Annotated in this window: 20 protein-coding genes; 16 read left to right on the top strand and 4 right to left on the bottom strand. The window is 69.6% G+C overall.

Going from position 1 to position 22,647, the window contains the following annotated elements:
• The first annotated feature begins 42 nt into the window (after positions 1 to 42).
• From ABZU72_RS11255 to ABZU72_RS11225, 7 genes are read left to right on the top strand one after another with little or no spacing between them, the layout of a single operon-like run.
• Positions 43 to 1,350, top strand: coding sequence for an MFS transporter (locus ABZU72_RS11255; protein ID WP_355018942.1), 1,308 nt, complete (start codon positions 43 to 45; stop codon positions 1,348 to 1,350).
• Positions 1,351 to 1,400: 50 nt separating this feature from the next.
• A complete protein-coding gene (locus ABZU72_RS11250; RefSeq protein WP_355018941.1) occupies positions 1,401 to 3,026 on the top strand; it encodes an AMP-binding protein in 1,626 nt (541 codons plus the stop codon).
• On the top strand, positions 3,023 to 3,820 hold the full coding sequence (locus ABZU72_RS11245) for an enoyl-CoA hydratase/isomerase family protein (RefSeq protein WP_355018940.1): 798 nt from the start codon (positions 3,023 to 3,025) through the stop codon (positions 3,818 to 3,820). Before ABZU72_RS11250 ends, ABZU72_RS11245 begins: the two co-directional genes overlap by 4 nt.
• Positions 3,813 to 4,574: an SDR family NAD(P)-dependent oxidoreductase gene (locus ABZU72_RS11240; protein WP_355018939.1), complete on the top strand. Its 762-nt coding sequence runs from the start codon at positions 3,813 to 3,815 to the stop codon at positions 4,572 to 4,574. Before ABZU72_RS11245 ends, ABZU72_RS11240 begins: the two co-directional genes overlap by 8 nt.
• Entirely contained in the window at positions 4,571 to 5,794 is a 1,224-nt protein-coding gene (locus ABZU72_RS11235; RefSeq protein ID WP_355018938.1) for an acetyl-CoA C-acetyltransferase, read from the top strand. Before ABZU72_RS11240 ends, ABZU72_RS11235 begins: the two co-directional genes overlap by 4 nt.
• 30 nt (positions 5,795 to 5,824) lie before the next feature.
• Positions 5,825 to 6,832, top strand: a complete 1,008-nt coding sequence (locus ABZU72_RS11230; protein ID WP_355018937.1) for an NADPH:quinone oxidoreductase family protein — start codon at positions 5,825 to 5,827, stop codon at positions 6,830 to 6,832.
• A gap of 19 nt (positions 6,833 to 6,851) precedes the next feature.
• On the top strand, positions 6,852 to 8,582 hold the full coding sequence (locus tag ABZU72_RS11225) for a CocE/NonD family hydrolase (RefSeq protein ID WP_355018936.1): 1,731 nt from the start codon (positions 6,852 to 6,854) through the stop codon (positions 8,580 to 8,582).
• A 41-nt stretch (positions 8,583 to 8,623) separates the two neighbouring features.
• Here the strand turns inward: ABZU72_RS11225 and ABZU72_RS11220 are convergent, their stop codons facing one another.
• Positions 8,624 to 9,250, bottom strand: a complete 627-nt coding sequence (locus tag ABZU72_RS11220; RefSeq protein WP_355018935.1) for a hypothetical protein — start codon at positions 9,248 to 9,250, stop codon at positions 8,624 to 8,626.
• 120 nt (positions 9,251 to 9,370) lie between these two features.
• Here ABZU72_RS11220 and ABZU72_RS11215 point away from each other — a divergent pair, with 120 nt between their 5' ends.
• From ABZU72_RS11215 to ABZU72_RS11205, 3 genes are read left to right on the top strand one after another with little or no spacing between them, the layout of a single operon-like run.
• Positions 9,371 to 10,186: an oxidoreductase gene (locus tag ABZU72_RS11215; RefSeq protein ID WP_355018934.1), complete on the top strand. Its 816-nt coding sequence runs from the start codon at positions 9,371 to 9,373 to the stop codon at positions 10,184 to 10,186.
• 3 nt (positions 10,187 to 10,189) lie between these two features.
• Positions 10,190 to 10,780 (top strand): TetR/AcrR family transcriptional regulator, encoded by a 591-nt coding sequence (locus ABZU72_RS11210; protein ID WP_355018933.1) that lies wholly within the window; start codon positions 10,190 to 10,192, stop codon positions 10,778 to 10,780.
• A complete protein-coding gene (locus ABZU72_RS11205) occupies positions 10,777 to 11,682 on the top strand; it encodes an alpha/beta hydrolase (RefSeq protein WP_355018932.1) in 906 nt (301 codons plus the stop codon). The genes ABZU72_RS11210 and ABZU72_RS11205 overlap by 4 nt, the downstream gene beginning before the upstream one ends.
• Here ABZU72_RS11205 and ABZU72_RS11200 read toward each other — a convergent pair.
• Together ABZU72_RS11200 and ABZU72_RS11195 are read right to left on the bottom strand one after the other, a co-directional pair.
• Entirely contained in the window at positions 11,669 to 12,370 is a 702-nt protein-coding gene (locus tag ABZU72_RS11200) for a TetR/AcrR family transcriptional regulator (RefSeq protein ID WP_355018931.1), read from the bottom strand. The two genes, ABZU72_RS11205 and ABZU72_RS11200, sit on opposite strands and share 14 nt — an antisense overlap.
• Before the next feature lie 23 nt (positions 12,371 to 12,393).
• Positions 12,394 to 13,992 (bottom strand): GMC family oxidoreductase, encoded by a 1,599-nt coding sequence (locus ABZU72_RS11195; RefSeq protein ID WP_355018930.1) that lies wholly within the window; start codon positions 13,990 to 13,992, stop codon positions 12,394 to 12,396.
• 99 nt (positions 13,993 to 14,091) lie between these two features.
• On the opposite strand from ABZU72_RS11195, the gene ABZU72_RS11190 reads away from it, so the two are divergent.
• From ABZU72_RS11190 to ABZU72_RS11175, 4 genes are read left to right on the top strand one after another with little or no spacing between them, the layout of a single operon-like run.
• Positions 14,092 to 15,069 carry an enoyl-CoA hydratase/isomerase family protein gene (locus tag ABZU72_RS11190; protein ID WP_355018929.1) on the top strand — a complete coding sequence of 326 codons (978 nt, stop codon included), beginning with the start codon at positions 14,092 to 14,094 and terminating at the stop codon, positions 15,067 to 15,069.
• Complete coding sequence (locus ABZU72_RS11185) at positions 15,066 to 15,965, top strand: alpha/beta fold hydrolase (protein WP_355018928.1); 900 nt, start codon at positions 15,066 to 15,068, stop codon at positions 15,963 to 15,965. The genes ABZU72_RS11190 and ABZU72_RS11185 overlap by 4 nt, the downstream gene beginning before the upstream one ends.
• A 3-nt stretch (positions 15,966 to 15,968) precedes the next feature.
• Positions 15,969 to 17,450: an AMP-binding protein gene (locus ABZU72_RS11180; protein WP_355018927.1), complete on the top strand. Its 1,482-nt coding sequence runs from the start codon at positions 15,969 to 15,971 to the stop codon at positions 17,448 to 17,450.
• A gap of 58 nt (positions 17,451 to 17,508) precedes the next feature.
• Positions 17,509 to 18,801, top strand: a complete 1,293-nt coding sequence (locus tag ABZU72_RS11175) for a hemolysin family protein (protein ID WP_355018926.1) — start codon at positions 17,509 to 17,511, stop codon at positions 18,799 to 18,801.
• Positions 18,802 to 18,814: 13 nt separating this feature from the next.
• On the opposite strand, the gene ABZU72_RS11170 is transcribed toward ABZU72_RS11175, so the two are convergent.
• Positions 18,815 to 19,477: a TetR/AcrR family transcriptional regulator C-terminal domain-containing protein gene (locus tag ABZU72_RS11170; RefSeq protein WP_355018925.1), complete on the bottom strand. Its 663-nt coding sequence runs from the start codon at positions 19,475 to 19,477 to the stop codon at positions 18,815 to 18,817.
• 142 nt (positions 19,478 to 19,619) lie between these two features.
• On the opposite strand from ABZU72_RS11170, the gene ABZU72_RS11165 reads away from it, so the two are divergent.
• Positions 19,620 to 21,260, top strand: coding sequence for an amidohydrolase (locus ABZU72_RS11165; RefSeq protein WP_355018924.1), 1,641 nt, complete (start codon positions 19,620 to 19,622; stop codon positions 21,258 to 21,260).
• Entirely contained in the window at positions 21,257 to 22,645 is a 1,389-nt protein-coding gene (locus tag ABZU72_RS11160; RefSeq protein ID WP_355018923.1) for an FAD-binding oxidoreductase, read from the top strand. Before ABZU72_RS11165 ends, ABZU72_RS11160 begins: the two co-directional genes overlap by 4 nt.
• Positions 22,646 to 22,647 lie beyond the last annotated feature (2 nt).

Here is a 22,647-nt window from a genome sequence, read left to right as displayed (position 1 = left end):
TCACGGTACGTAAGTTTCCTCATTCGTACCCAGGAGTGCGCTGTGTCGGCAACATCCCCCCTTGTGACCGGGTCGCGGTCCCGCCTGCGGCCGTTGCTGGCAGCCGCCGTGGGCAACATCGTCGAGTGGTTCGACTTCACCATCTACGCGACGTTCGCCGTCTACTTCTCGCCGCTGTTCTTCCCGTCCGCTGATCCCACGGCTTCGCTGCTGTCGACGTTCGCCGTGTTCGCTGTCGGATTCTTCGTCCGTCCGCTCGGGGGTTGGCTGATCGGCGCTTACGCCGACCGGCAGGGGCGGCGTAAGGCCCTGCTTCTCACCATCGTTCTGATGACCGTGCCGGCTTTCGTGATCGGCATCTCGCCGACGTACGCCTCGGTGGGGATCGTGGCTCCGATCGTGCTGGTGCTGGCCCGGATGCTGCAGGGCTTTGCCGCCGGTGGTGAGGCCGGTGGGGCGATGGCGTACCTGTCGGAGATCGCGCCGGAGCATCGCAAGGGTCTCTACAGCAGCCTGTGGTACACGACCGTCGTGCTGGGCATGGTCCTGGCGAGCCTCACCGGCTTCGTGCTCACCCGGCTCCTCGCCGCGGAGGCGATGGGGGAGTGGGGATGGCGGATCCCGTTCCTGGTCGGCGGTGCGGCCGGGCTGCTCTCCCTGTGGGTCCGGCGCGCCATGGTCGAGACGAGCGATGCCGTCGTCGACGGCACCGCCGCGGCACGACCCGCCGGGCTCGGCACCCTACTCTCGGAGTTTCCCCGGGAGACGCTGCGGGTGATCCTGCTGATGGCGGGAGCGGCCACTGCCTTCTACACGTTCGTCAGCTACATGCCGACCCACCTGATCAACTCCGTCGGGCTGGCACCGGCGACGACCTTCGGCCTGCACACGGTCGCCCTGGTCATCTTCATGGTGCTTCTCCCGACATTCGGGATGCTCTCCGACCGCATCGGCCGGCGTCCGCTGGGTTTCGTGTTCGCTATCGGTGGCGGCGTTGCGATCTACCCGCTGAGTCTGGCGCTCTCCGAGCGCTGGTACGTCAGCCTCGCCGTCGATCTGGCGTTCCTCACTTTGACCGCATGCATCTTCTCGGTGCTGGCCGTGATCATGACCGACCTGTTCCCGAGCCGGATGCGTGCCATGGGAGTAGGCGCGCCGTACAACCTGGCGACGGCGATCTTCGGTGGTACCGCACCGTTCCTGCTGACCTGGTTGGCCGGCCAGGGGCGCGCCGACTCGTACTTCATCTACCTGGCGTGCCTGGTGCTCCTGTCCGCTGTCGGTCTCGGCCTCACCAGTAACAGGCGGACCGGACCAAGCAACGTGGCCACCCCGGTCGTGGGCTCCTAGCGCCCGGCCGCCCCCTGCTCTTTGTACCGATCAACCCAGGAGAGAAACCCATGAGTACGTATCCCGATGAGCGGGTCGGAGAGATCCTCCGCGCATTCGCCTCGCCGACCGCGAGTGCGCCCGAGCTGATGTGCGACCGCCACCCGCGCGATGGGGTCGCGTTCAAGTTCATCGATGCGGACCTGGCGGATGCGTCGTTGACCTACGGCGACCTCGCCGACCGGTCTCGGCGGATCGCGTCGGTGCTGAGCGAGCACGGTGTGTGCGCCGGTGACCGGGTGGCGACGCTGATGGGTAAGGACGTCGATCTTCCCGCAGTGATGTTGGGCATCTGGCGCCTGGGGGCGGTCTACATGCCGCTGTTCACGGCCTTCGCGGCATCAGCGGTCGCCGACCGTCTGGATCAGGGCGGCGTACGCGTGGTGGTCACCGACGGCGACCAGTTCAGCAAGTTACCCGAAGACCGTGTGCGGCTGGTGGCCGGGATCCACACGGGAGCCACGCCTCCTGCGGGAGGCGTCAACCTGGCGGCCGCGGTGGCGGCGGCGCCGCTGTGGGAGGAGCCGGGGCCCACCGGACCCGAGGTGGAGCTGACGCACATGTTCACCTCGGGCACGACGGGCAAGCCGAAGACGGTCATCCACCCGCTCGCGTACGTGGCAGGTTGGCAGGCCTATCTCGAGATCGGGCTGGGCGTCGATGAGAGCTCGGTCTACTGGAACGCCGCCGACCCGGGCTGGGCCTACGGTCTGTATGCCGGGGTGGTCGCGCCGATGTGCGTGGGTGTTCCGAACATCGTGAGCACGGCGAAGTTCGATGCCGAGACCACCTGGCGGATCCTGGAGACGTACGAGGTCACCGACCTGGCGGCGGCGCCCACGATCTTCCGGGGCCTGCGGGGCGCGAACACGCGGGCGGAGCTTCCGGCGTTGAAGCGTCTTTCCAGTGCCGGTGAGCCGCTGACCCCGGATGTGTTCGCCTGGGCGCAACAGCAGTGGGGGCTGGAGATCCACGACCACTTCGGTCAGACCGAGCTGGGCATGCCCGCCGGCTTCGCCCACCACCCCCACGCCGCCACCGAGGTGGAGCCGGCGGCGATGGGTCGCAGCTTCCCCGGGTGGTCCCTGACCGCGCTCAGGCTGGATGAGGACGTACCTGCCGGGCCTGGCGAGGTGGGGCGGCTGGCGGTGCGTATCGCGGAGAGTCCGTTCTTCACCTTCACCGGGTACGGCCAGGATCGTGGTCATCGCGGTGACCGGTTCAGTGCCGATGGTGAGTTCTACCTCAGCGGCGATCTGATCACGATCGACAGCAGCGGTCTGATCCACTTCTCCTCCCGCGACGACGACGTGATCCTGATGGCCGGTTACCGGATCGGCCCGTTCGACGTCGAGAGCGCACTGGGCACGCACCCGGCCGTGGCGGAGTGCGCGGTCGTGGCCGCGCCGGACGAGATGCGGGGCGAGATCATCAAGGCGTACGTCGTCCTCAGCCCGGGGGGCGAGGGCTCCGATGTGTTGGTGAAGGAGCTCCAGGACTGGGTGAAGAAGGAGTACGCCGCGCACGCCTATCCCCGCCAGATCGAGTTCGTCGCGGAGCTGCCCAAGACACCGAGCGGCAAGGTGCAGCGCGCGGTGCTGCGCAAGCAGCTCGCCGAGGTCGGTGGCACCCGGTGACCGACGTCCTTCTGACGACTCGGACCGGTGACGTCGAGACCTGGACGCTGAACCGGCCCGAGTCCCGCAACGCCCTGGACCCGGCCCTGGTGAGTGCGCTGACCGAGCAGGTCTCCCGGGCGGAGGACGACGGGGTCCGGGTCGTGATCCTCACTGGTGCGGGGGCGGGGTTCTGTGCGGGAGCCGACCTGGCGTACCTGCTCGAATGTGCCCAGAGCGGTGAGTCGCCTCGTCCGCATCTGCGCGAGATCTGCGACCTCACGCTCGCGATGGAGGCCAGCCCGATCGTCTTCATCGCCGCGCTCCACGGGTTCGCCGTCGCCGGGGGTCTCGAGATCGCGCTGGCGTGCGACCTGGTCATCGCTGCCGCCGGCACCCGGATCGGTGATGGGCATGTGAAGAACAACCTGATCGCCGGGGGAGGAGCCAGCGTGAGGATGCCCCCGAAGCTCGGTGCCGGCACGGCCGCATGGCTGGCCCTGACGGGTGAGCTCGTGCCCGCAGAGGACCTCGCGCGCAGGACGGGGTGGCTGCACGAGGTGGTCGCGCCCGACGTACTGCTCGAGTCCGCCCACACCATGGCCACCATCCTGACGAGCCGGCCCGCCGGCGCCCAGCACCGCTACAAGCGACTCATCGTCAACGACCCCATCACGACCGCGGCGGCGCTGACGCGGGAGCTCGACATGTTCGAGGAGCACTGGAACGGCTCCGACGTGGCCACCGACCTCATCCGTTTCCTCGGCCGCTCCACACCGCGGTCGACCTCCAAGAAGGAGCGAACCGTTGCCTGACCGGTTCACAGACCAGACCGTCCTCGTCACCGGCGGAGCCCAGGGGCTCGGCCTGGCGATGGTCCACCGATTCGCCGCCGAAGGCGCCCGCGTCCATCTCGCCGACGTCAATGCGGACGCCGTCGAGGAGGCGGCCGGGAAGGTCGCCGCGGACGCGCCGATCCCGCCGGTGCCGCACGTCGTGGACGTCACCGACCCGGCGGCCGTCATCGCCTGGATCGACGGTGTGGCCGAGGCCGATGGGCGCGTCGATGTCCTCGTCAACAATGCCGGGATCATCCGCGACAACCGCGTCGAGAAGATCTCGGTCGAGGACTGGCACGCGGTCATCGACGTGAGCCTGACCGGCTCCTTCCTCTGCATCCAAGCGGCCATGCCGCACATGAAGAGCCGGAACTATGGCCGGATCATCTCGTTCTCCTCGATGAGCTGGCGAGGCAACTTCGGCCAGGCCAACTACGTCGCGGCCAAGGCCGGCATCGTCGGCCTCACCCGCACCATCGCCCTCGAGGGCGCCCGGCACGGGATCACCGCCAACGCGATCGCACCCGGCCTGATCCAGACCCCGATGCTCGCCTCGATGAACGGCCCCGCGCGTGAGCTGCTGATCGGCAAGGTCCCGGTCAAGCACCCGGGCGAGCCCGAGGACATCGCCGCGGCCGCTGCCTTCCTGGGATCGCCGGAGGCCCGCTACATCACCGGCGTCGTGCTCGACGTCGACGGCGGCATCGGGATCGGATCCTCGATCCGATGAACGACCGCCAAACGCCAACCGAGTCCACCGTCATCGTCGCCGGCGCCCGTACGCCGATCGGGAAGCTCCTCGGCGGCCTGCGAACCCTCACCGCCACCGACCTCGGCGCCATCGCCATCAAGGGCGCCCTGGAGAAGTCAGGCGTCGCGCCGGAGCAGGTCGACTACCTGATCATGGGCCACGTACTCCAGGCCGGCGCCGGCCAGAACCCGGCGCGAACCGCCGGACTCAACGCCGGGATCCCGGGCAACGTCCCCTCGATCACGATCAACAAGGTCTGCCTCTCTGGCCTCAACGCCATCGCGACCGCCGACCAGATGATCCGCGCCGGCGAGGCCGAGATCATCGTCGCCGGCGGCATGGAGTCGATGACCAACGCTCCGCGGCTGCTGCCAGGAAGCAGAGAAGGCAGCAAGTTCGGCGACATGACCCTCGTCGACCACATGGCCTACGACGGGCTCTACGACCAGGCCACCGCGCAGGCGATGGGCGCCCTGACCGAAGCCGTCAACGCCGATCGCGAGCTGGCCGTCACCCGAGCAGAGCAGGACGCCTTCGCCGCCCGCTCCCACCAACGCGCCGCCACGGCACGGAAGAACGGCCTCTTCGACGACGAGATCGTCCCCGTCGCCATCGCGCAGCGGAAGGGCGACCCGGTCGTCGTGACCGCCGACGAAGGCGTACGCGAGGACACCACGACCGAGACGCTCGCCAAGCTCCGTCCGTCCTTCTCCCGCACCGGAACGATCACCGCGGGATCGGCCTCACCGATCTCCGACGGTGCCGCCGCCGTCGTCGTGATGGCCAGGTCCAAGGCCGAAGAGCTCGGCCTGGACTGGCTCGCCGAGATCGGTGCCCACGGCATGGTCGCCGGCCCCGACTCCACCCTCCAGCTGCAACCGGCCAACGCCACCGCCAAGGCCCTGGACAAGGAGGGCATCACCGCCGCCGAACTCGACCTCGTCGAGTTCAACGAGGCCTTCGCCGCCGTCGGCATCGAGTCCATGCGTGCCCTCGGCCTCCCGGAGGAGAAGGTCAACGTCAACGGCGGCGCGATCGCGATCGGCCACCCGCTCGGCTGCTCCGGCACCCGCATCGTGCTCCATCTCGCCCTCGAGCTCCGACGCCGCGGCGGCGGCCTCGGAGCGGCCGCACTGTGCGGCGGCGGTGGCCAAGGAGACGCGCTGATCCTGCGGGTGCCTAGGACCTCGGGCGAATGAACCCCACATCCCGATCCCGAGGAGGCTCCCGTGCGAGCAGCAATCATCACCGCCCTCAACGGCCCTGACGGCGTCGTGATCCGTGACGAGCCCGAACCGGAACCGGCGGCAGGGCAGGTGCGGATCGACGTCCACTCCGCAGGCGTGGTCTTCCCCGACGTCCTGCAGACCCGCGGCGGATACCAGCTGCGTCCGGAGCTGCCGTTCACACCGGGCTGGGAGGTCGCCGGCGTGGTCCGCGAGGACTCCGGCGGGTTCCGCGCCGGCGACAGGGTCGCTGCGATGCCGGTCATCGGAGGCTTCGCCGAGACCGTCGCGGTGAGCTCGGAGATGGTCTTCCCTCTGCCCGACGACGTCGGGTTCGACAAGGGCGCGGCACTGCCGCTGAACTACCTGACCGGCCACTTCGCGCTCATGCGTCGTGCCCGCCTCCTCGCCGGCGAGACCGTCCTGGTGCAAGGAGCCGCCGGTGGCGTGGGTACGGCAGCGTGCCAGCTGGCCGCTGCGTACGGCGCTCGGGTGATCGCGGTCGTCTCGACGCCGGAAAAGGGGGAGGTCGCGCGTGCCGTAGGTGCGCACGAGGTGGTTCTGGCCGCGGGGTTTCGCGACGAGGTCTCACGGCTCACCGATGGCCGAGGCGTCGACGTCGTCGTCGATCCCGTGGGCGGAGACCGCTTCACCGACTCGCTGCGCACGCTCGCGCCTGAGGGACGTCTGATCGTGATCGGCTTCACCGGTCGCGAGATCCCGACCGTCAAGGTGAACCGGCTCCTGCTCACCAACACCACCGTCATGGGCGCGGCCTCCGAGGAGTTCTGGCACCTGAATCCGGAGTACGCCGCCCAGCAGTGGGACGAGCTGATGCCACTGATCCGGTCCGGCGCCATCGACCCGCCGATCGGCGAGGTCTTCAGCCTCGAGGAGACCGCCTCCGCGCTCCGCGCCATGGACGAACGCCGGGCGATCGGCCGACTGATCGTGCGCGTACGAGAACCCAGTCCATCCCTACCCCTCGGGTCACATCAAGTAGTTCGATGAAGTCTCAAAGGAGAGTTCGATGAAGCATGTCTACGAGCGCAACGTCCCGATGAAGACCCGGGACGGAGTGATCCTGCACGCCGACGTCTGGCGACCGTTGGAGGGGCAGGCACCCACCCTCCTGGTGCGTTTGCCCTACAACAAGGAAGGCGCCCTTCTCGGCGGTGGCCCCAACGTCTCGATTCCGTCCGTGATCGCACTCTTGAACGCCGGCTACGCGGTGGTCTGGCAGGACACCAGGGGCACCTACGCCTCCGAGGGGTCGTTCACGCCCAAGGTCAACGAGATCGAGGACGGCCAGGACACCGTTGCCTGGATCCTCGAGCAGGGTTGGAGCGACGGAAGCGTCGGCACCTACGGCGCCTCCTACTCGGGCATGACCCAATGGGCCCTCGCCACCACCGACACCCCGGGACTGGGCGCCATCGCCCCGACCAATGCGGCACTGAATTGGTACACGGGCCTCTGGTACTCGCAGGGCGGCGCTCTGTCGCTGAGTCTGGTGACCTGGTGGAACGCCCTGATGTATGCCGCCGAGGAACAGCGATCCCTGCAGAGCGGCGAGATCTCCGACCCCTCGGCGCTGTTGCGCCTCGGGGCGGCCCTGATGGACCCACTCTCCCTCAACGACGCCACCCCCGTCGCCGACCTGCCGGTGCACGGCAAGGGCCGCTGGTTCGACGACTGGCTCGCTCACCCCGACCACGACGAGTACTGGGCAGCCCAGGACTGGTCCGGTCTGGGCGGTTCGGTGACGGTCCCGACGCTCAACGTCGCTGGTTGGTACGACCTCTACGTCGCCGAAAGCGTGGCCGACTACGTACGCGTCCGCACCGAGGGTGGCTCGCCCCGAGCCCGCGACGAGTCCCGGTTGGTGGTTGGCCCGTGGGACCACATCAGCTTGACCGGACAGTACCCCGACCGCTTCTTCGGTCTCACCGGTGCCGGCGACCTCAGCGAGCTGCATGTCGCCTTCTTCGACCAGACGCTGCGAGGGCATGCACCCGAAACTCCGGCGCCGCGGGTACGTCTGTTCGTGATGGGCATCGACCAGTGGCGCGACGAGGAGGACTTCCCGCTGCCCGACACCCAGTACGTCGACTACCACCTGCACAGCGACGGGTCGGCGAACACCCGGAACGGCGACGGCACCCTCACCCGAGAGGCACCAGCAGCCGAGGGGATTGACGAGTTCCGCTACAACCCGCGCGACCCGGTTCCGACCGCGGGCGGTGCCTTGCTCCCAGCACTGCCAGGACTGATCGGACCGGTCGACCAGATCGCCGTCGACGGTCGCGACGACGTCCTCTGCTACACCGGCCCGGTCCTGACCGAGCCGGTCGAGGTCACCGGGTTCGTCGAGCTCAAGGTGTTCGTCTCCTCCACCGCGGTGGACACCGACATCACCGCCAAGCTCGTCGACGTCTTCCCCGACGGCCGTGCCATCAACCTGTGCGACGGCATCCTGCGGTTGCGCTACCGCAACAGCCTCTCCCAGCCCGAGCTCATGGAGCCCGGCGAGGTCTACGAGGTGACCGTGCCGATGTCGGTGACCTCCAACGTGTTCCTCCCCGGTCACCGGATCCGACTGGACGTCTCCAGCAGCAACTTCCCCCACTACGACCGCAACTCCAACACCGGTGGCGTGATCTCCTCAGAGGTGCTGGAGGACATGGTGGTCGCGGACAACACCGTCCACCATGGTGGCGCCCGGCCCAGCCGCCTGGTGCTGCCGATCATCGAGCGCTGACCACGGTCCTTGTGCGCCTGCCGTGAGGCAGGCGCACAGGGCTACTTCGACTGGTACTGCAGTCCGTCCAGGAGGATGTCGCCGATCTCGGCGAACGCCTGGCCGGCGGTCAGGCCGGTCCGTCGCAGCAGGCGCCCCGAGCGGACTCCATCGATCGCGAGCACCACGAGCTCGGAGGCCAGGGCCGCGTCGACGCCGCGGAACTGGCCGGCCCGTACGCCGTCGTCGATCATCTCGTGCACCCGGCGTGCGGCGGCGGCGGAGTTCAGGGCGTAGATGTCGGCCGCTGCGCGGTAGGTGACCATATCGTCGTAGAACGCGGCCGAGTGACGCCCCATCTCCCGGCCGACGCCGTGGAGATAGACCTTGATCTTGCGGCGGTGGTCGCTCTCGGCCGCGGTCTCCTCCTCGATCCGCGCCGTCGCTGACTCGAAGAACCGCTTGACCACCAGCGAGACCAAGTCGTTCTTCGAGCCGCCGACGCCGTACAGCGTCGACTTGGAGCAACGCAGCCGCGTGGCCAACTCGTCCATGCTGAGCTTGGCGAAGCCCTCCTCGAGCAGGATCGCCTCGATCTGCGCCAGGAGATCAGAGCGACGCTGCTCGTCGACCTTGCGCCGACCAGCAGGACGCTCGAGGGCCTCAGGGGGCAGGTAGTCGTGGCTCACACCGCCATTGTGCCGTCAGCCGCGCGTCCAGTCGGGCACAGGCCCGGATGTTTGGGAATACGATCGTCATCCCATGTGCTATTGTCGTATGAACATAATCCCAAACGTCAGGAACCCATGATGAAAACAACTCCGCAGGTCGCGCTCGTGACGGGCGCATCCTCAGGCATCGGCAAGGCCACAGCGATCGCGCTGGTCGCGGCGGGCTTCCGAGTGATCGGCACCAGCCGCAACACCGCGCGACTCACCGCGCCCGCCGGGGTGACGTACCTCGACCTCGACGTGACCAGCGACGAGTCGGTCGCCTCGGCGGTGGAGCAGGTCCTCGAGCGGTTCGGGCGCATCGACGTCCTCGTCAACAACGCCGGCGTCGGGTCGACCGGTGCGGGCGAGGAGTTCTCAATCGGCCAGACGCAGGACATCTTCGACATCAACGTCTACGGAGTCATGCGGATGACCAAGGCGGTCCTGCCCCACATGCGCGTTCAGCGCAGCGGGCGCATCATCAACGTCTCCTCCCTCAGCGGATTCGTCCCCAGCCCGTTCATGACCGTCTACGTGGCGACCAAGCACGCGGTCGAGGGCTACTCCCAGTCGCTGGACCACGAGGTGCGCGAGTACGGCGTCCGGGTGCTGCTCGTCGAGCCCGGCCCGATCAACACCCCGTTCGCGGGCCACAGCGTCGAGGCCGACACCCCGATGCCGCTCTACGCGGCGGGACGGCGCAACTACGACGAGCTGATCACGAAGAACCTCAGCAGCGGCGACGACCCCGCGGTCGTCGCCAAGGTGATCGTCGGGGCGGCCACCGACCGCAACCCGAAGCTGCGGCGTACGGCCGGCTCGACCGCCCGGACCATCAACGCGGTGCACCGCATCGCCCCGGCGCGCAGCTTCGACCGCGTCATCCGCCGGTTCAACCGGATGCCGAGCTGACCGATGGTGCGCTACACGGAGGAACACAAGCAGGAGACCCGGCAGCGGATCATCGCGACCGCCGGTCGACGGCTCAAGCGTGACGGCATCGACGGCTCCGGGGTCGCGACGCTGATGAAGGACGCGGGCCTGACCAACGGCGCGTTCTACCGCCACTTCGAGTCCAAGGACAGCCTTGTCGCGGAGGCGATCACCGACCAGCTGCACACGCTGCACGCCAACATCGTCGAGCAGGCGGAGCCGGGCCGGGCCGGCCTGGAGCAGATCGTGCGCTGGTACCTGTCGGCCGAGCATCGGGACAACCCGGTCGACGGCTGCCCCAACGCCGCCCTCCTCGACGAGATCGCGCGCAGCCATGAGGCGACCAGGCAGGCGTACACCGAAGGCGTGCTGGTCGTCATCGACGGCCTCGCTGCCCGGATGGCACCCGACGACCCGCCCTCGGCACGGGTGAAGGCGCTGAGCCTCCTCGGCCTGATGGCCGGGACGCTCCAGCTCTCTCGCGCGCTGGCCGACCGGCAGCTGTCCGACGACCTCCTCGAGCAGGGTCTCCGTAATGCGTTGTCCCTGCTGGACGCCGAGGTCGGCCGATGACCCGCGAGCAGCCCTTCCATCCGCAGCTTCGGGTCGCGCGGTTCCTTCCGCGCACGATCATCACGGCTCGTACGTTGCCGACGCTCCGTCGCCTCACCAAGCTCTCCGCTCGTGCCCGGCGGCCCGACGCGCAGGTCGTCGCCGTGGACGACAACGTGTCGGTGCATGTCTTCCGGCCGGCAACGGCTCGGCCCCGGACGCCGGCGCTGCTGTGGATCCATGGCGGCGGAATGGTGCTCGGCGACGCAGGGCAGGACCGGGCTTTCTGCCGCCGGGTCGCCGACGAGCTGGGCATCGTCGTCGTCTCGGTCGAATACCGGCTCGCTCCCGAGCACCCGTTCCCGACCCCGCTGGAGGACTGCTACACCGCGCTGCAGTGGCTCGCCCGCCAGCCCGACATCGACCCGGCACGCACCGCCATCGGTGGGCAGAGCGCCGGCGGCGGCCTGGCCGCCGCACTGACGCTGCTGGCGCAGGAACGCGGCGAGATCCGTCCGGTCCTGCAGCTGATGTCCTACCCGATGCTCGACGACAGGACCACGACCCGCACCGACATCGACCCGCGGCGCCTACGCATCTGGAGCCCGGCCAGCAACCGGTTCGGCTGGAGTGCCTACCTCGGCGCATCGGGCGGCGAGGTCTCCCCGCTGGCCGCGCCGGCCCGCTACGAAGACCTCTCCGGGCTGCCGCCCGCATGGATCGGCGTCGGTACCAACGATCTCTTCCACGACGAGGACGTCGCCTACGCCCGGCGCCTGCAGGAGGCCGGAGTCGACTGCACGCTGCACGTGGTCCCGGGCGCGTACCACAACTTCGACTCCATCGAAGCCAAGCCTCCCGTCTCCCGAGCCTTCGTCAAGGCCCAGATCGCGGCGCTGGACGAAGCGCTCAACGGAGGCTGACGGATCCTGCGGATCCGGGGCCTGGGTGCCAGGCGCGGCCGAGTGCGGTCTCGTGCGAGGCGAGGGCGGAGGCGGGGTCGGCCCCGAGTCCCACGCAGAACGTGACGCCCATCGGGACCAGCACCTCGCGCACCGGGTCGGCGAACTCGACGAAGTGGTTGGCCAGGTCGAGGGTGATGTAGCCGTGGACGTAGCTCCACATCGCCCCGGCGGCCGCTCTCGGATTCTCGATGGTGAGGTCGCCGTTGGTGCTCAGCCGCGTGGCCGCCTCGACCACGTGGGCGTAGGCGGCGTTGAACGCGGGGGAGTGGCCGGCTCGCCGTTCGCCCTTGGCCGGGGTGGGCCGGTAGGTGGCCCGGGTGGAGAGGCCGAACATCGCGTCGTACAGGTGTGGGTTGGCCTGTGCGTAGGAGAGCGTGGTCAGCGCCATTGTGAACAGGTCGGCGATGGCGTCCTCGCTGGCACCGACCTGAGCGAACGCCTCGCCCAGCTGGTCGAAGCCGTGGTCCACCACGGCACCGAGCAGCTCCGGGACGCCGCCGAAGTAGTTGTAGACGACCATGCTCGACATGCCGGCCTTCGCGGCGACCGTCCTGGCCTTGATGGCAGAGGGGCCCTCCTCGGCGAGCATCGTGACGGCGGCGGCGATCAGTCGCTCCGGGATCCCGTTGGAGGGGCCGTCCGTCACCGTGGAATTCCTCGACATGGCCGTCATCGTCCCAAACCGGCGTCGGGGATGTGCGACATGGCGTGCTCGGCCAGCGCCGTGATCGTCAGCGCTGGGTTGACACCGGGGTTGGCCGGCAGGGCGGCGGCGTCGCAGACGACCATGTTCCGGTAGCCGAACACCTGAAGGTCGGCGTCGACGACTCCGGTCGCCGGGCTCGCGCCGACCACGGCGCCGCCGAGCACGTGGGCGGTCATCGGCCGGTTGCCGAACACCTCGAAGACGCTGCTCTGCGCGACGCCTCCGGTGCGTTGGGCCAGCCACTTCGCGACCCGGTGGCCTGCGTCGATGTACGTCGGGGCCGGCCGTTCGCGGTCACGTTCGGTGGCGAGCCGATATCCCCGACCCAGGAGTCGCCTCCTCGCGACGAACCGGATCGCGTTGTCTCGCGGCTGCATGACCAGCATCATCAGGGTGCGTGCCGACCAGCCCGATCGCATCGTCGAGAACCAGCGGCGTGGGTGGCGCACCACGGTGCGGAGCCAGGCTGACAGGCGCCGTACGCCCCGGCCCTCGCCCACCAGGATCGTGAACATCAGGCGCATGAAGTCGCCTCGCGGCCCGTAGGTGAGAAACTCGATCTGGGTGTCGCCGTCGAGGACCACCCGGCTGCTCGCGGTGACGTCGCGCCAGGTGCCGACGTCCTCGGGGAGCAGGACGGAGAGCACGGCCTCGCTGTTCGTACGCGCGAGGTGGCCGAGGCGGTCACTGAGCGCGGGAAGTGCTCCACGGTGCTTGCAGTCCGCGAGGAGCGCGTTGGTGCCCACCGTGCCGGCGGCGAAAACGACCCCACGCGTGGTGATGCTTGTGCGGCGGCCGCCCCGGCCTCCGGAACCGCGGGTGGTGATCCGATAGCCGTCGCTCCCATCGGCCGCCCCGAGCGGAGTCACGTCGACCACCTCGCGCTCCGCGAAGACCTGGGCGCCGTGCTTCTCGGCGAACCAGAGGTAGTTCTTGGTGAGCCGGTTGGCGGCACCGACCCGGCATCCGGTCATGCACTGCCCGCAGCGGGTGCAGCCGGTGCGGTCCGGGCCCTCGCCGCCGAAGTAGGGATCTGGCACCGTGACGCCCGGCTCGCCGAAGAAGACGCCGACCGGCGCCGCCGAGAAGCTGCCGCCGAACCGGTCGGCGACCTCGCGGGTCAACCCGCTCGTCACCGACTCCCACGGGGTCGTGCTTGCGCCGAGCATCCGCTCCGCCGTGACGTAGTGAGGCTCGAGGACCTCCTCCCAGCGGGCCGGCCCCGGCCACTGAGGGTCGGAGAAGAAGTCCTCGTGCGGGCGGAACAGGACGCCGCCGTACACGAGGCTCCCGCCGCCGACCCCGATCTGGGTGGAGCTGAACACGTGGCGGAAGAGCACGTTGCGCATGATCCCGCGCAGCCCGACCTTCGGCGCCCAGACGAAGCGGCGGCGATCGGATGCCGACGCGGGCAGCTCGTCGTCGGCGTACGCACGGCCGCGCTCGAGGACCGCGACCCGGTGGCCCTTCTCGGCCAGGCGCAGGGCGGCGACGCTGCCGCCGAAGCCCGACCCGACGACGACCCAGTCATGGTCCAGCGGGGGATGGATGGTGCTGTTCATGGCGGCTCCTCGGGGTTGTGACATCACAATAACTTCGTTATCGTCGTGAAGACAAGGGTCTCACGAAGGCCCTCGCCGCATTCGCAACGGAGACCGGTCATGACAGAAGAAGTACGAGGCAACCTCGAGATCGAGGACCGCGGCGCGGTGCTGGTCGCTCGCGTCGATGGCGGTCCGCTGGGCCTGTTCGGCAACGACATCGCCGAGCAGCTCGACACGCTCGTCGACCGCGCGGACGGTGATCCGGCGATCCAGGCCGTCGTGTTCACCGGCACCCACCCGGACCGCTTCGTCTCGCACGCCGAGGTGCGCTGGCTCCAGGAGGGCGGAGCCACCGTCCCGTCGGTCGGCGTCCGGGGCGCCTCCGCCCTCGCCCACACGGCGCGCGGGGTGAACCGGGCGGGCGGGCTGAAGGCGGCGTTCGGCAGGACACCGCTGTGGCCGGCGGTCCAGCTGGAGCGGGTGCACCAGACGTTCCTGAAGATGAACCGCAGCGGCGTCGTCTTCGTCGCGGCCCTGAACGGGTCGGCGCTCGGTCTCGGAGCCGAGTTCAGCTGGGCCAACGACCTGCGAGTCATGGCCGAGGGGGACTACGTCATCGGGCAGCCGGAGGTCCTGCTCGGGATCATGCCCGGCGGCGGTGGCAGCCAGCGGCTTCCGCGCCTGGTGGGCAACCACAAGGCGCTGCTGGCGATCCTGTCCGGCGAGCCGTTCACACCTGCGCAAGCGCTGGAGATCGGCGCGGTGGACGACGTCGTGGCGCCGGACCAGGTGCTCGACCGGGCGATCGAGCTCGCCGAGCGCCTGGGGTCGCGGCCGAAGGCGTCGCGGGCGGCGATCAAGCGATCGGTCTACTTCGGCGGCTCTGCGGACCTGGAGGCGGGGCTGCACATCGAGCGCTCCGAGTTCCTCGCCACCGCGCTCTCCGACATCGGCCAGGAGCTGATGCTCGACTACATGGCCAACACGCAGGCGGCCGGTGAGCTGCCGCTGTACCAGCCCGGAGTCTTCGAGGAAGTGCTCCAGGCCGGCACGACCCGGGGTGCCGGTTCCACGCCCCAGGGGGCTCGGCGATGAGCGGCCACACCGTCACCCGGCACGACGTCGGCTTCGACTCGGCCGGCGACACCTGCGCCGCCTGGCTCTTCCTGCCCGACGGCGTCACCAACCCTCCCGTGGTGATCCTCGGGCACGGCCTCGGCGCCACCCGAGAGATGCGCCTGGACGCGTTCGCCGAGCGATTCGCCCAGGCCGGGATCGCGGCGCTGGCGTTCACCTATCGCCACTTCGGTGACTCCACCGGCCAGCCCCGGCAGCTGCTGTCGATCAATCGGCAGCTGGCCGACTGGGACGCCGCCATCACCCACGTCAAAGGGCGCTCCGACGTCGACGGCTCTCGCGTCGCGGTCTGGGGAAGCTCGTTCGGCGGCGGTCATGCCATCGTCGTCGCCTCCCGCCACCCCGAGCTGCGCGCGGCGGTGTCCCAGTGCCCGTTCACCGACGGCCTCGCGTCGGCCCGGGCCCTCGGCCCGGTCGGCACGATGCGGCTGCTGCCCACCGTCGCCCGCGACCTCGTCGCCGCGACCCTGCAGCGGGACCCGGTGCTCATCACGCTCGCTGGGGCGCCGGGGGAGAAGGCCCTGATGACCGCCCCGGACGCCCTGCCCGGCTACCTCGCCCTCGTCCCTGAGGGCGCCGCCTTCGTCAACGAGGTCACCGCCCGCGTCGCGCCCACGATCACCCGGCACCGTCCGGGCAAGGTCGCCAAGGACGTACGGATGCCGATCCTCTTCTGCATCTGCGATCACGACTCCGTCACGCCGCCTGAAGAGACGCTCGCCTACGCGCGCACGGCGCCTCGCGGCGAGATCAAGCGGTACGACGCCGGCCACTTCGACATCTACCTCGGCGAAGCGTTCGAGACCGTCGTCGCCGACCAGACCGAGTTCCTCACCCGTCACCTGAAGGCCTGAACCATGACGTTCTCCACCATCATCGACCGGCGCGCCACCGACAACCCGACCGGTCCGGCCATCGCCGACTCGTCCCAGCGGCTCACCAACGTCGAGCTCCTCGACCTGGTCCGTGCCGGCGCGGCGCATCTCGCCGAGCTCGGCATCGGTGCCGGGGACGTCGTCGCGCTCAAGCTCACCAACCGCGTCGAGTTCGTCGTACTGCTCTTCGCCGCATGGCGACTCGGAGCGACCATCACACCGGTCAACCCGGCCCTGACCGACTCCGAGGTCGCCCGGCAGCTCGACGACTCCGGCGCAAAGCTGCACGTCATCGAAGACGGCGCTCACCCGATCGGCGACGTACCCGCCCTCGCGGTCTCCGACCTGCGCCGGGAGCCGAGGCAGGAGGAGGCCGCGCCGCCGGTCGTGGACAGTGCGCTCCTGGCGCTGCTCATCTACACCTCGGGCACCACCGGCGTACCCAAGGGGGTGATGCTCGACCATGCCAACCTGGAGGCCATGACCGTCATGGGGCGCGATGCGCTCGAGGTCGGTCCCGAGGATCGCTGCCTGCTGATCCTGCCGCTCTTCCATGTCAACGGCATCGTCGTCAGCATCCTCACCCCGCTCCTCGTCGGCGCCAGCGTGGTCATCGCGGACCGGTTCAACCCGCACACGTTCTTCGACACCGTCGAGAAGGAGCGCCCGACGTTCTTCTCCGCGGTGCCCACGATCTACAGCATGCTCGCCGCGCTTCCCGATGACGTACGACCAGACACGAGCTCGGTCAGGTTCGCGGTCTGCGGCGCCGCCCCGGCGTCGGCCGACCTGCTCGCCCGGTTCGAGGACCGCTTCGGCTTCCCGCTCATCGAGGGCTACGGACTCTCCGAAGCCACCTGCGGCTCGACCATCAACCCGGTCGGCGGACCGCGCAAGGCGGGAACCGTCGGACTGCCGTTCCCCGGCCAGGAGTTGCGCATCCTCGGCGCGGACGGGAAGCCGGTGCCGCCCGGCGAGAACGGCGAGGTCAATGTCCGCGGGGCCAACGTCATGCGCGGATACCTGGGCCGTCCGGACGACACCGCCGCCGTGATCAGGGACGGCTGGCTCGCCACCGGCGACCTCGGCCACGTCGACGAGGACGGCTACCTCACCATCGTCGGCCGGTCGAAAGAAATGATCATCCGAGGTGGCGAGAACATCTACCCGAAGGAGATCGAGGACGTCCTCGCCGGCGACCCGACCGTCCTCGAGGTCGCGGTGATCGGGCTGCCCGACGAGAAGTGGGGCGAGGTCGTGGTCGCCTTCGTCCAGGCCCGCCCGGGCGCGACGGTCGACGTCAAGGCGCTGATGTCGAGGTGCCGGGAGCAGCTCAGCGGCTACAAGCGACCCACCGCGATCCATGTGCTCGACGCCCTGCCGAAGAACACGGTGGGCAAGCTCGACAAACGGGCCCTTCGCAACCAGCGGGGGAGGGGCGTGCCTGTAGATTCCTCCGTGTGAAGAGGCCTCGAAGTTCCTACCGCTCACCTGTGTCCGAATGGGATGGTGAGCGGGCCTGATGGACAGCCAGACGTTTCTCAGCCTCGGGCTGGTGCTGGTGTTCGTGCTGGTCGGCGGCGTCTTCGCTGCGACCGAGCTGGCGCTGGTGTCGCTGCGTGAGAGCCAGCTGACCGCGCTCGAACGCAAAGGCTCACGTGGAGCACGGGTGGCGGAGGTGGCCCGCGACCCCAACCGCTTCCTGGCCGCGGTGCAGATCGGCGTGACCGTCGCCGGCTTCCTCTCCGCGGCCTACGGCGGGTCGGCGATCGCTCCCGACGTTGCGCCCTACCTCGAGCGACTCGGCCTGACCGAGGCGCTGGCCGAGACCACGGCGCTGATCGTGCTGACCCTGTTCATCGCCTACCTCTCCCTGGTGCTGGGCGAGCTCGTGCCCAAGCGGCTGGCGCTGCAGAAGGCCGCCGGTATCTCGCTGGCCGTCGCGCCCGTGCTGGACCGGTTCGCCACCGTGATGCGGCCGGTGATCTGGCTGCTCTCGGTCTCCACTGACGCCGTCGTACGGCTGCTCGGCGGTGACCCCAAGGCCTCGGCCGAGCAGGTCTCGGAGGAGGAGTTGCGCGAGATGGTCTCCACCAACCGGGACCTCGAGGAGGACGAGCGCCGGATCCTGCGTGACGTGTTCGCCACCACCGAGACGACGTTGAGGGAGGTGATGCGTCCGCGCGGCGACGTCACCTTCCTGCCCGCCTCGATGCCGCTTCCCGCGGCTGCCGAGACCGTGCGTGACCTGCCCTACTCCCGCTACCCGGTGACCGGCGAGGGCTTCGACGACATCCTCGGTTTCCTGCACGTACGCGACCTGCTCGGTGTCGTCGCGACGGACGATCTCACGATCCGGGACATCTGCCGTCCGGTGCTCTCGCTGCCCGGGAGCAAGCGGGTGATCCCGTCGGTCGCCACGATGCGCGAGGGCGGCACCCACCTGGCGATGGTCGTGGACGAGTACGGCGGCACCGACGGCATCGTGACCCTCGAGGACCTCGTCGAGGAGATGATCGGCGACATCCGTGACGAGTACGACCACGGCGAGGCCCGCATCCGCGACCACGGTGACCTGTCCCGGATCGACGGCGCGATGACGATCGAGGACTTCGCGGACACCACCGGCATCGAGCTCGAGGACGGCGCGTACGAGACCGTCGCGGGCTATCTCATCGCTCGGCTGGGGCACATCCCGCAGGTCGGGGAGGTGCTGGCGCTCCGGGACGGCACCCTGGAGGTGACCGCCCGGAACGGCAACCGCATCACCGAGATCGCGCTGCGCCCCGAGGCGTCACTTCCGGCACCGGAGTGAGTACGGCTCTGCTTCAGTGACGGTCGACGATCGCCTCGAAGGAGTCGAGCAGGACGTCGATGCCGTCGAGGAAGACCTCGCGAGGGGTGAGCACGAGGAGCTCGGGGAGCACCGCGGCGAGCGACGGGTGTCGCACCGGGTCCACGGCTCGTAGGTCGCCCACCCAACTGGTGGGTGGGACGCCTGCCAGCTCCTGCAGTCGCTGTTCGGACAAGGTGGCGGCGGCCGCCAGCACGTAGCTGGAGTACGCGGCGTAGCAGCGCACGACCTGCTGCTTGTCGAGCCCGGCGCGGGCCAGCTGGTCCAGGATCCAGTCGATCACCGCGAGCTCCCCGGGACCTCCGGTGGAGATGGCAGTGGCCTCGGCGCCGATCTGCGGGTGGGCGCTGAACGTGTCGATGGTGCACACGGCACCGTCGCGCAGCTGGTCGCGCCACGACGCGCCCCGGTCGACGCGGACCATGGATGCCGCGATCAGGCCGTCGAGAAGCGCCGCCATCAGCTCGTCCTTGTCGCGAAAGCGTCGATAGATCGCCGTCGGGTCAGCGCCGAGGGCGGTGCCCAGGCTGCGGAACGTGATCGCCTCTCCGTTGGCGGCGAGCTCGGTCGCCGTCGCGAGGATCGCCTCGCGGTCCAGTGCGACGCGCTCCTTCGAGCGGCGGGTGACGGCACTCATCGTGACCTCCTCAAGTCTGGACGATCCTACCGAATCGACAATGGTGTCAACACCGTTGACAACACTGTTGTCACGGTTCTAGCGTACCGATTCGAGTGATCCTGACCACACCGAGGCAGGCCGCGCCCGCTGGAGGAACCCCTTGACCACGTACGCAGATCTTCTGTTCGCCGGTGGCCCCGTCCATCTCGGAAACACCGCCCGCAGCCGTGCGACCGCGGTCGCCGTACGGGGGGAGCGGATCGTCGGGGTCGGGCACGACGAGCTGCGCGAGCTCGTGGGTCCCGCCACCGAGGTCGTCGAGCTCGGTGGCCGTATGCTCGTCCCGGGTTTCCAGGACGCCCACGTGCATCCCGTCGGTGCCGGCGTCGAGCTCGGGCAGTGCGACCTCACCGAGACGGTCGATGTCGAGGAGTACCGCAGCCGGATCGCGTCGTATGCCGCCGCGAACCCCGGCCGGCCCTGGATCACCGGTGGCGGCTGGTCTATGGAGAGCTTCCCTGGCGGCGCCCCCGACCGAGCCTTCCTCGACGCGATCGTCCCCGACCGTCCGGTCTACCTGGCCAACCGCGACCACCACGGCGGCTTGGCCAACAGCCGTGCGCTCGAGCTCGCCGGCATCGACCCTCGTACCCCCGATCCGGTCGACGGCCGGATCGAGCGCGACGCAGACGGCGTCCCCACCGGCCTGCTGCAGGAGGGCGCGATGCATCTCGTTGCCGCCGTCGTGCCGGAGACCACCCGTGAGGAGAAGCTCGCCGGCCTGCTGCGTGCCCAAGGGATGCTGCACTCGCTCGGCATCACCGCCTGGCAGGACGCGTTGATCGGCATCAATCCGGTCATCAGCGACACCTCGACGGCGTACGCCGACGCGCTCGACGCCGACCTGCTGACCGCCCGCGTCGTCGGCGCGCTCTGGTGGAGCCGGGACCGCGGTGCCGAGCAGATCGAGGATCTGCTGGCGGCTCGCGAGGCGATGACCCGCGGCGGTTTCCGGGCCACGAGCGTCAAGATCATGCAGGACGGCATCGCCGAGAACCACACGGCCGCGATGATCAGTCCGTACGGCTCGGGCTGCGGCTGCCGCGACGCGGGCGACCACCGCGGACTGTCGTTCGTCGACCCCGAGGCGCTCAAAGAGCACGTCACCGCGCTCGACGCGCACGGCTTCCAGGTCCACTTCCACGCGCTCGGCGACCGCGCTGTCCGCGAGGCGCTCGACGCCATCGAGGTGGCCCGCGACAAGAACGGCTTCACCGACGGCCGGCACCACCTGGCGCACCTGCAGATCGTGCATCCCGAGGATGTCGCCCGCTTTCGTAGGCTCGGCGTGACCGCCAACATCCAGGCGCTGTGGGCCGCCCACGAGCCGCAGATGGACGAGCTCACCATCCCGTTCCTGGGCCCGGAGCGCTCCGCGTGGCAGTACCCGTTCGGTTCGCTGCTGCGCAGTGGCGCCGTGCTCGCCGCCGGCAGCGACTGGCCCGTCAGCAGCGCCGACCCCATCCGCGGCATCCACGTCGCGGTGAACCGGGTCGAGCCCGACACTGACCACCCGGTCTTCTACGCCGAGGAGCGGATCGACCTCGGCAGCGCGTTGGCGGCGTACACCTCCGGCACGGCGTACGTGAACCACCTCGACGACACCGGCACCATCACCGTCGGCAACCTGGCCGACCTGGCGGTGCTCGACCGGGACCCGTTCGACGGTCCGGCCTCGGACATCTGGGACACCTGTGTCGAGCAGACCTTCGTGGGTGGGGAGCGGGTGTTCGCCCGATGACGACGAGCCACGTCCGCGACGCTCTCGCGTCCGCGAAGCCGCTCCCATTCTGGCTCGACGACCCGGACCGACCGGCGGCCCGACCGCCACTGGCCGGCGACCAGAGCTGCGATCTGGCGGTCGTCGGTGGCGGCTACTCCGGTCTGTGGACGGCGCTTCGAGCCAAGGAGCGTGACCCCGGACGAGATGTCGTCCTGGTCGAGGCGGACCGGATCGGTGGCGCCGCAAGCGGTCGCAACGGAGGCTTCTGTGAGGCGAGCCTGACCCATGGTGAGGCCAACGGCCGCACCCGTTGGCCCGACGAGGCCGCCCGGCTCGAGGAGCTCGGCCTGGCCAACCTCGACGACATCGAGGTGACCTTGCGGCGCTACGGCATCGACTGCGACTTCCGCCGGACCGGGCAGCTCGCCGTCGCCACCCGACCGCACGAGGTCGAGGAGCTACGGGCCGAGGCCGAGGGCGAGAGCGCGGTCTTCCTAGACAGGGCCGCCGTCCGTGCGGAGGTCGACTCGCCGACGTACCTGGCCGGATTGTGGAGCAAGGACAGCTGCGCGACCGTCGATCCGGCCCGTCTGGTCTGGGGTCTGGCCGCCGCGGCGGAGCGGCTCGGTGTGCGTATCGTCGAAGGCACGCCGGTCGAGCGGATCCGCCGGGCCGGCGGGCAGATCGCAGTACACACCAACCACGGCACGATCCATGCGCAGCAGGTCGCGCTCGGCACCAACGCCTACCGCCCGCTGCTGCGCCGGCTCCGGCTGGCGACGGTCCCGGTCTACGACTACGTCCTCATGACCGAGCCGCTCACCGACGAGCAGCTCGCGTCTATCGGCTGGAGCAACCGGCAGGGCCTCTCCGACTGCGGCAACCAGTTCCACTACTACCGCCTGACCGCGGACAACCGGATCCTCTGGGGCGGCTACGACGCCGTCTACCACTACGGGCGGCGGGTCCGGGCGTCGTACGACCAGCGGCAGGAGACCTTCGACGTCCTCGCCCGGCAGTTCTTCGAGACCTTCCCCCAGCTGGCCGGCGTCCGCTTCAGCCACCGGTGGGGTGGGGCGATCGACACCTGCACGCGGTTCTGCGCCTTCTTCGGCACGGCGTTCGGCGGCCGCGTCGCCTACGCCCTCGGCTTCACCGGCCTTGGTGTCGGTGCCACCCGGTTCGGTGCCGACGTGATGCTCGACCTGCTGGCTGGGGAGGACACCGAGCGCACCCGGCTCGCCCCCGTTCGGAAGCGGCCGCTGCCGTTCCCGCCGGAGCCGATCGCGTGGATCGGCATCCAGCTGACCCGCTGGTCGCTCGCGCGCGCCGACGCGCGAGCCGGTCACCGCAATGTCTGGCTCCGCCTGCTCGACCGCCTCGGACTGGGGTTCGACTCATGAGC

Origin of the sequence: Nocardioides sp. NPDC004968, assembly GCF_040608935.1 — a bacterium.
GTDB lineage: Bacteria > Actinomycetota > Actinomycetes > Propionibacteriales > Nocardioidaceae > Nocardioides.
The sequence above is the reverse complement of the archived record's forward strand: the minus strand, read 5'-3'. Positions and strand labels throughout refer to the sequence as shown.

Excerpts from the sequence above, each read along its gene's own strand:
- ABZU72_RS11235 (WP_355018938.1), top strand. The coding sequence starts at position 4,571 with ATGAACGACCGCCAAACGCCAACCGAGTCCACCGTCATCGTCGCCGGC.
- ABZU72_RS11160 (WP_355018923.1), top strand. The coding sequence starts at position 21,257 with ATGACGACGAGCCACGTCCGCGACGCTCTCGCGTCCGCGAAGCCGCTC.
- ABZU72_RS11225 (WP_355018936.1), top strand. The coding sequence starts at position 6,852 with ATGAAGCATGTCTACGAGCGCAACGTCCCGATGAAGACCCGGGACGGA.
- ABZU72_RS11190 (WP_355018929.1), top strand. The coding sequence starts at position 14,092 with ATGACAGAAGAAGTACGAGGCAACCTCGAGATCGAGGACCGCGGCGCG.
- ABZU72_RS11180 (WP_355018927.1), top strand. The coding sequence starts at position 15,969 with ATGACGTTCTCCACCATCATCGACCGGCGCGCCACCGACAACCCGACC.
- ABZU72_RS11175 (WP_355018926.1), top strand. The coding sequence starts at position 17,509 with ATGGACAGCCAGACGTTTCTCAGCCTCGGGCTGGTGCTGGTGTTCGTG.
- ABZU72_RS11210 (WP_355018933.1), top strand. The coding sequence starts at position 10,190 with ATGGTGCGCTACACGGAGGAACACAAGCAGGAGACCCGGCAGCGGATC.
- ABZU72_RS11170 (WP_355018925.1), bottom strand. The coding sequence starts at position 19,477 with ATGAGTGCCGTCACCCGCCGCTCGAAGGAGCGCGTCGCACTGGACCGC.
- ABZU72_RS11205 (WP_355018932.1), top strand. The coding sequence starts at position 10,777 with ATGACCCGCGAGCAGCCCTTCCATCCGCAGCTTCGGGTCGCGCGGTTC.
- ABZU72_RS11185 (WP_355018928.1), top strand. The coding sequence starts at position 15,066 with ATGAGCGGCCACACCGTCACCCGGCACGACGTCGGCTTCGACTCGGCC.
- ABZU72_RS11195 (WP_355018930.1), bottom strand. The coding sequence starts at position 13,992 with ATGAACAGCACCATCCATCCCCCGCTGGACCATGACTGGGTCGTCGTC.
- ABZU72_RS11250 (WP_355018941.1), top strand. The coding sequence starts at position 1,401 with ATGAGTACGTATCCCGATGAGCGGGTCGGAGAGATCCTCCGCGCATTC.
- ABZU72_RS11215 (WP_355018934.1), top strand. The coding sequence starts at position 9,371 with ATGAAAACAACTCCGCAGGTCGCGCTCGTGACGGGCGCATCCTCAGGC.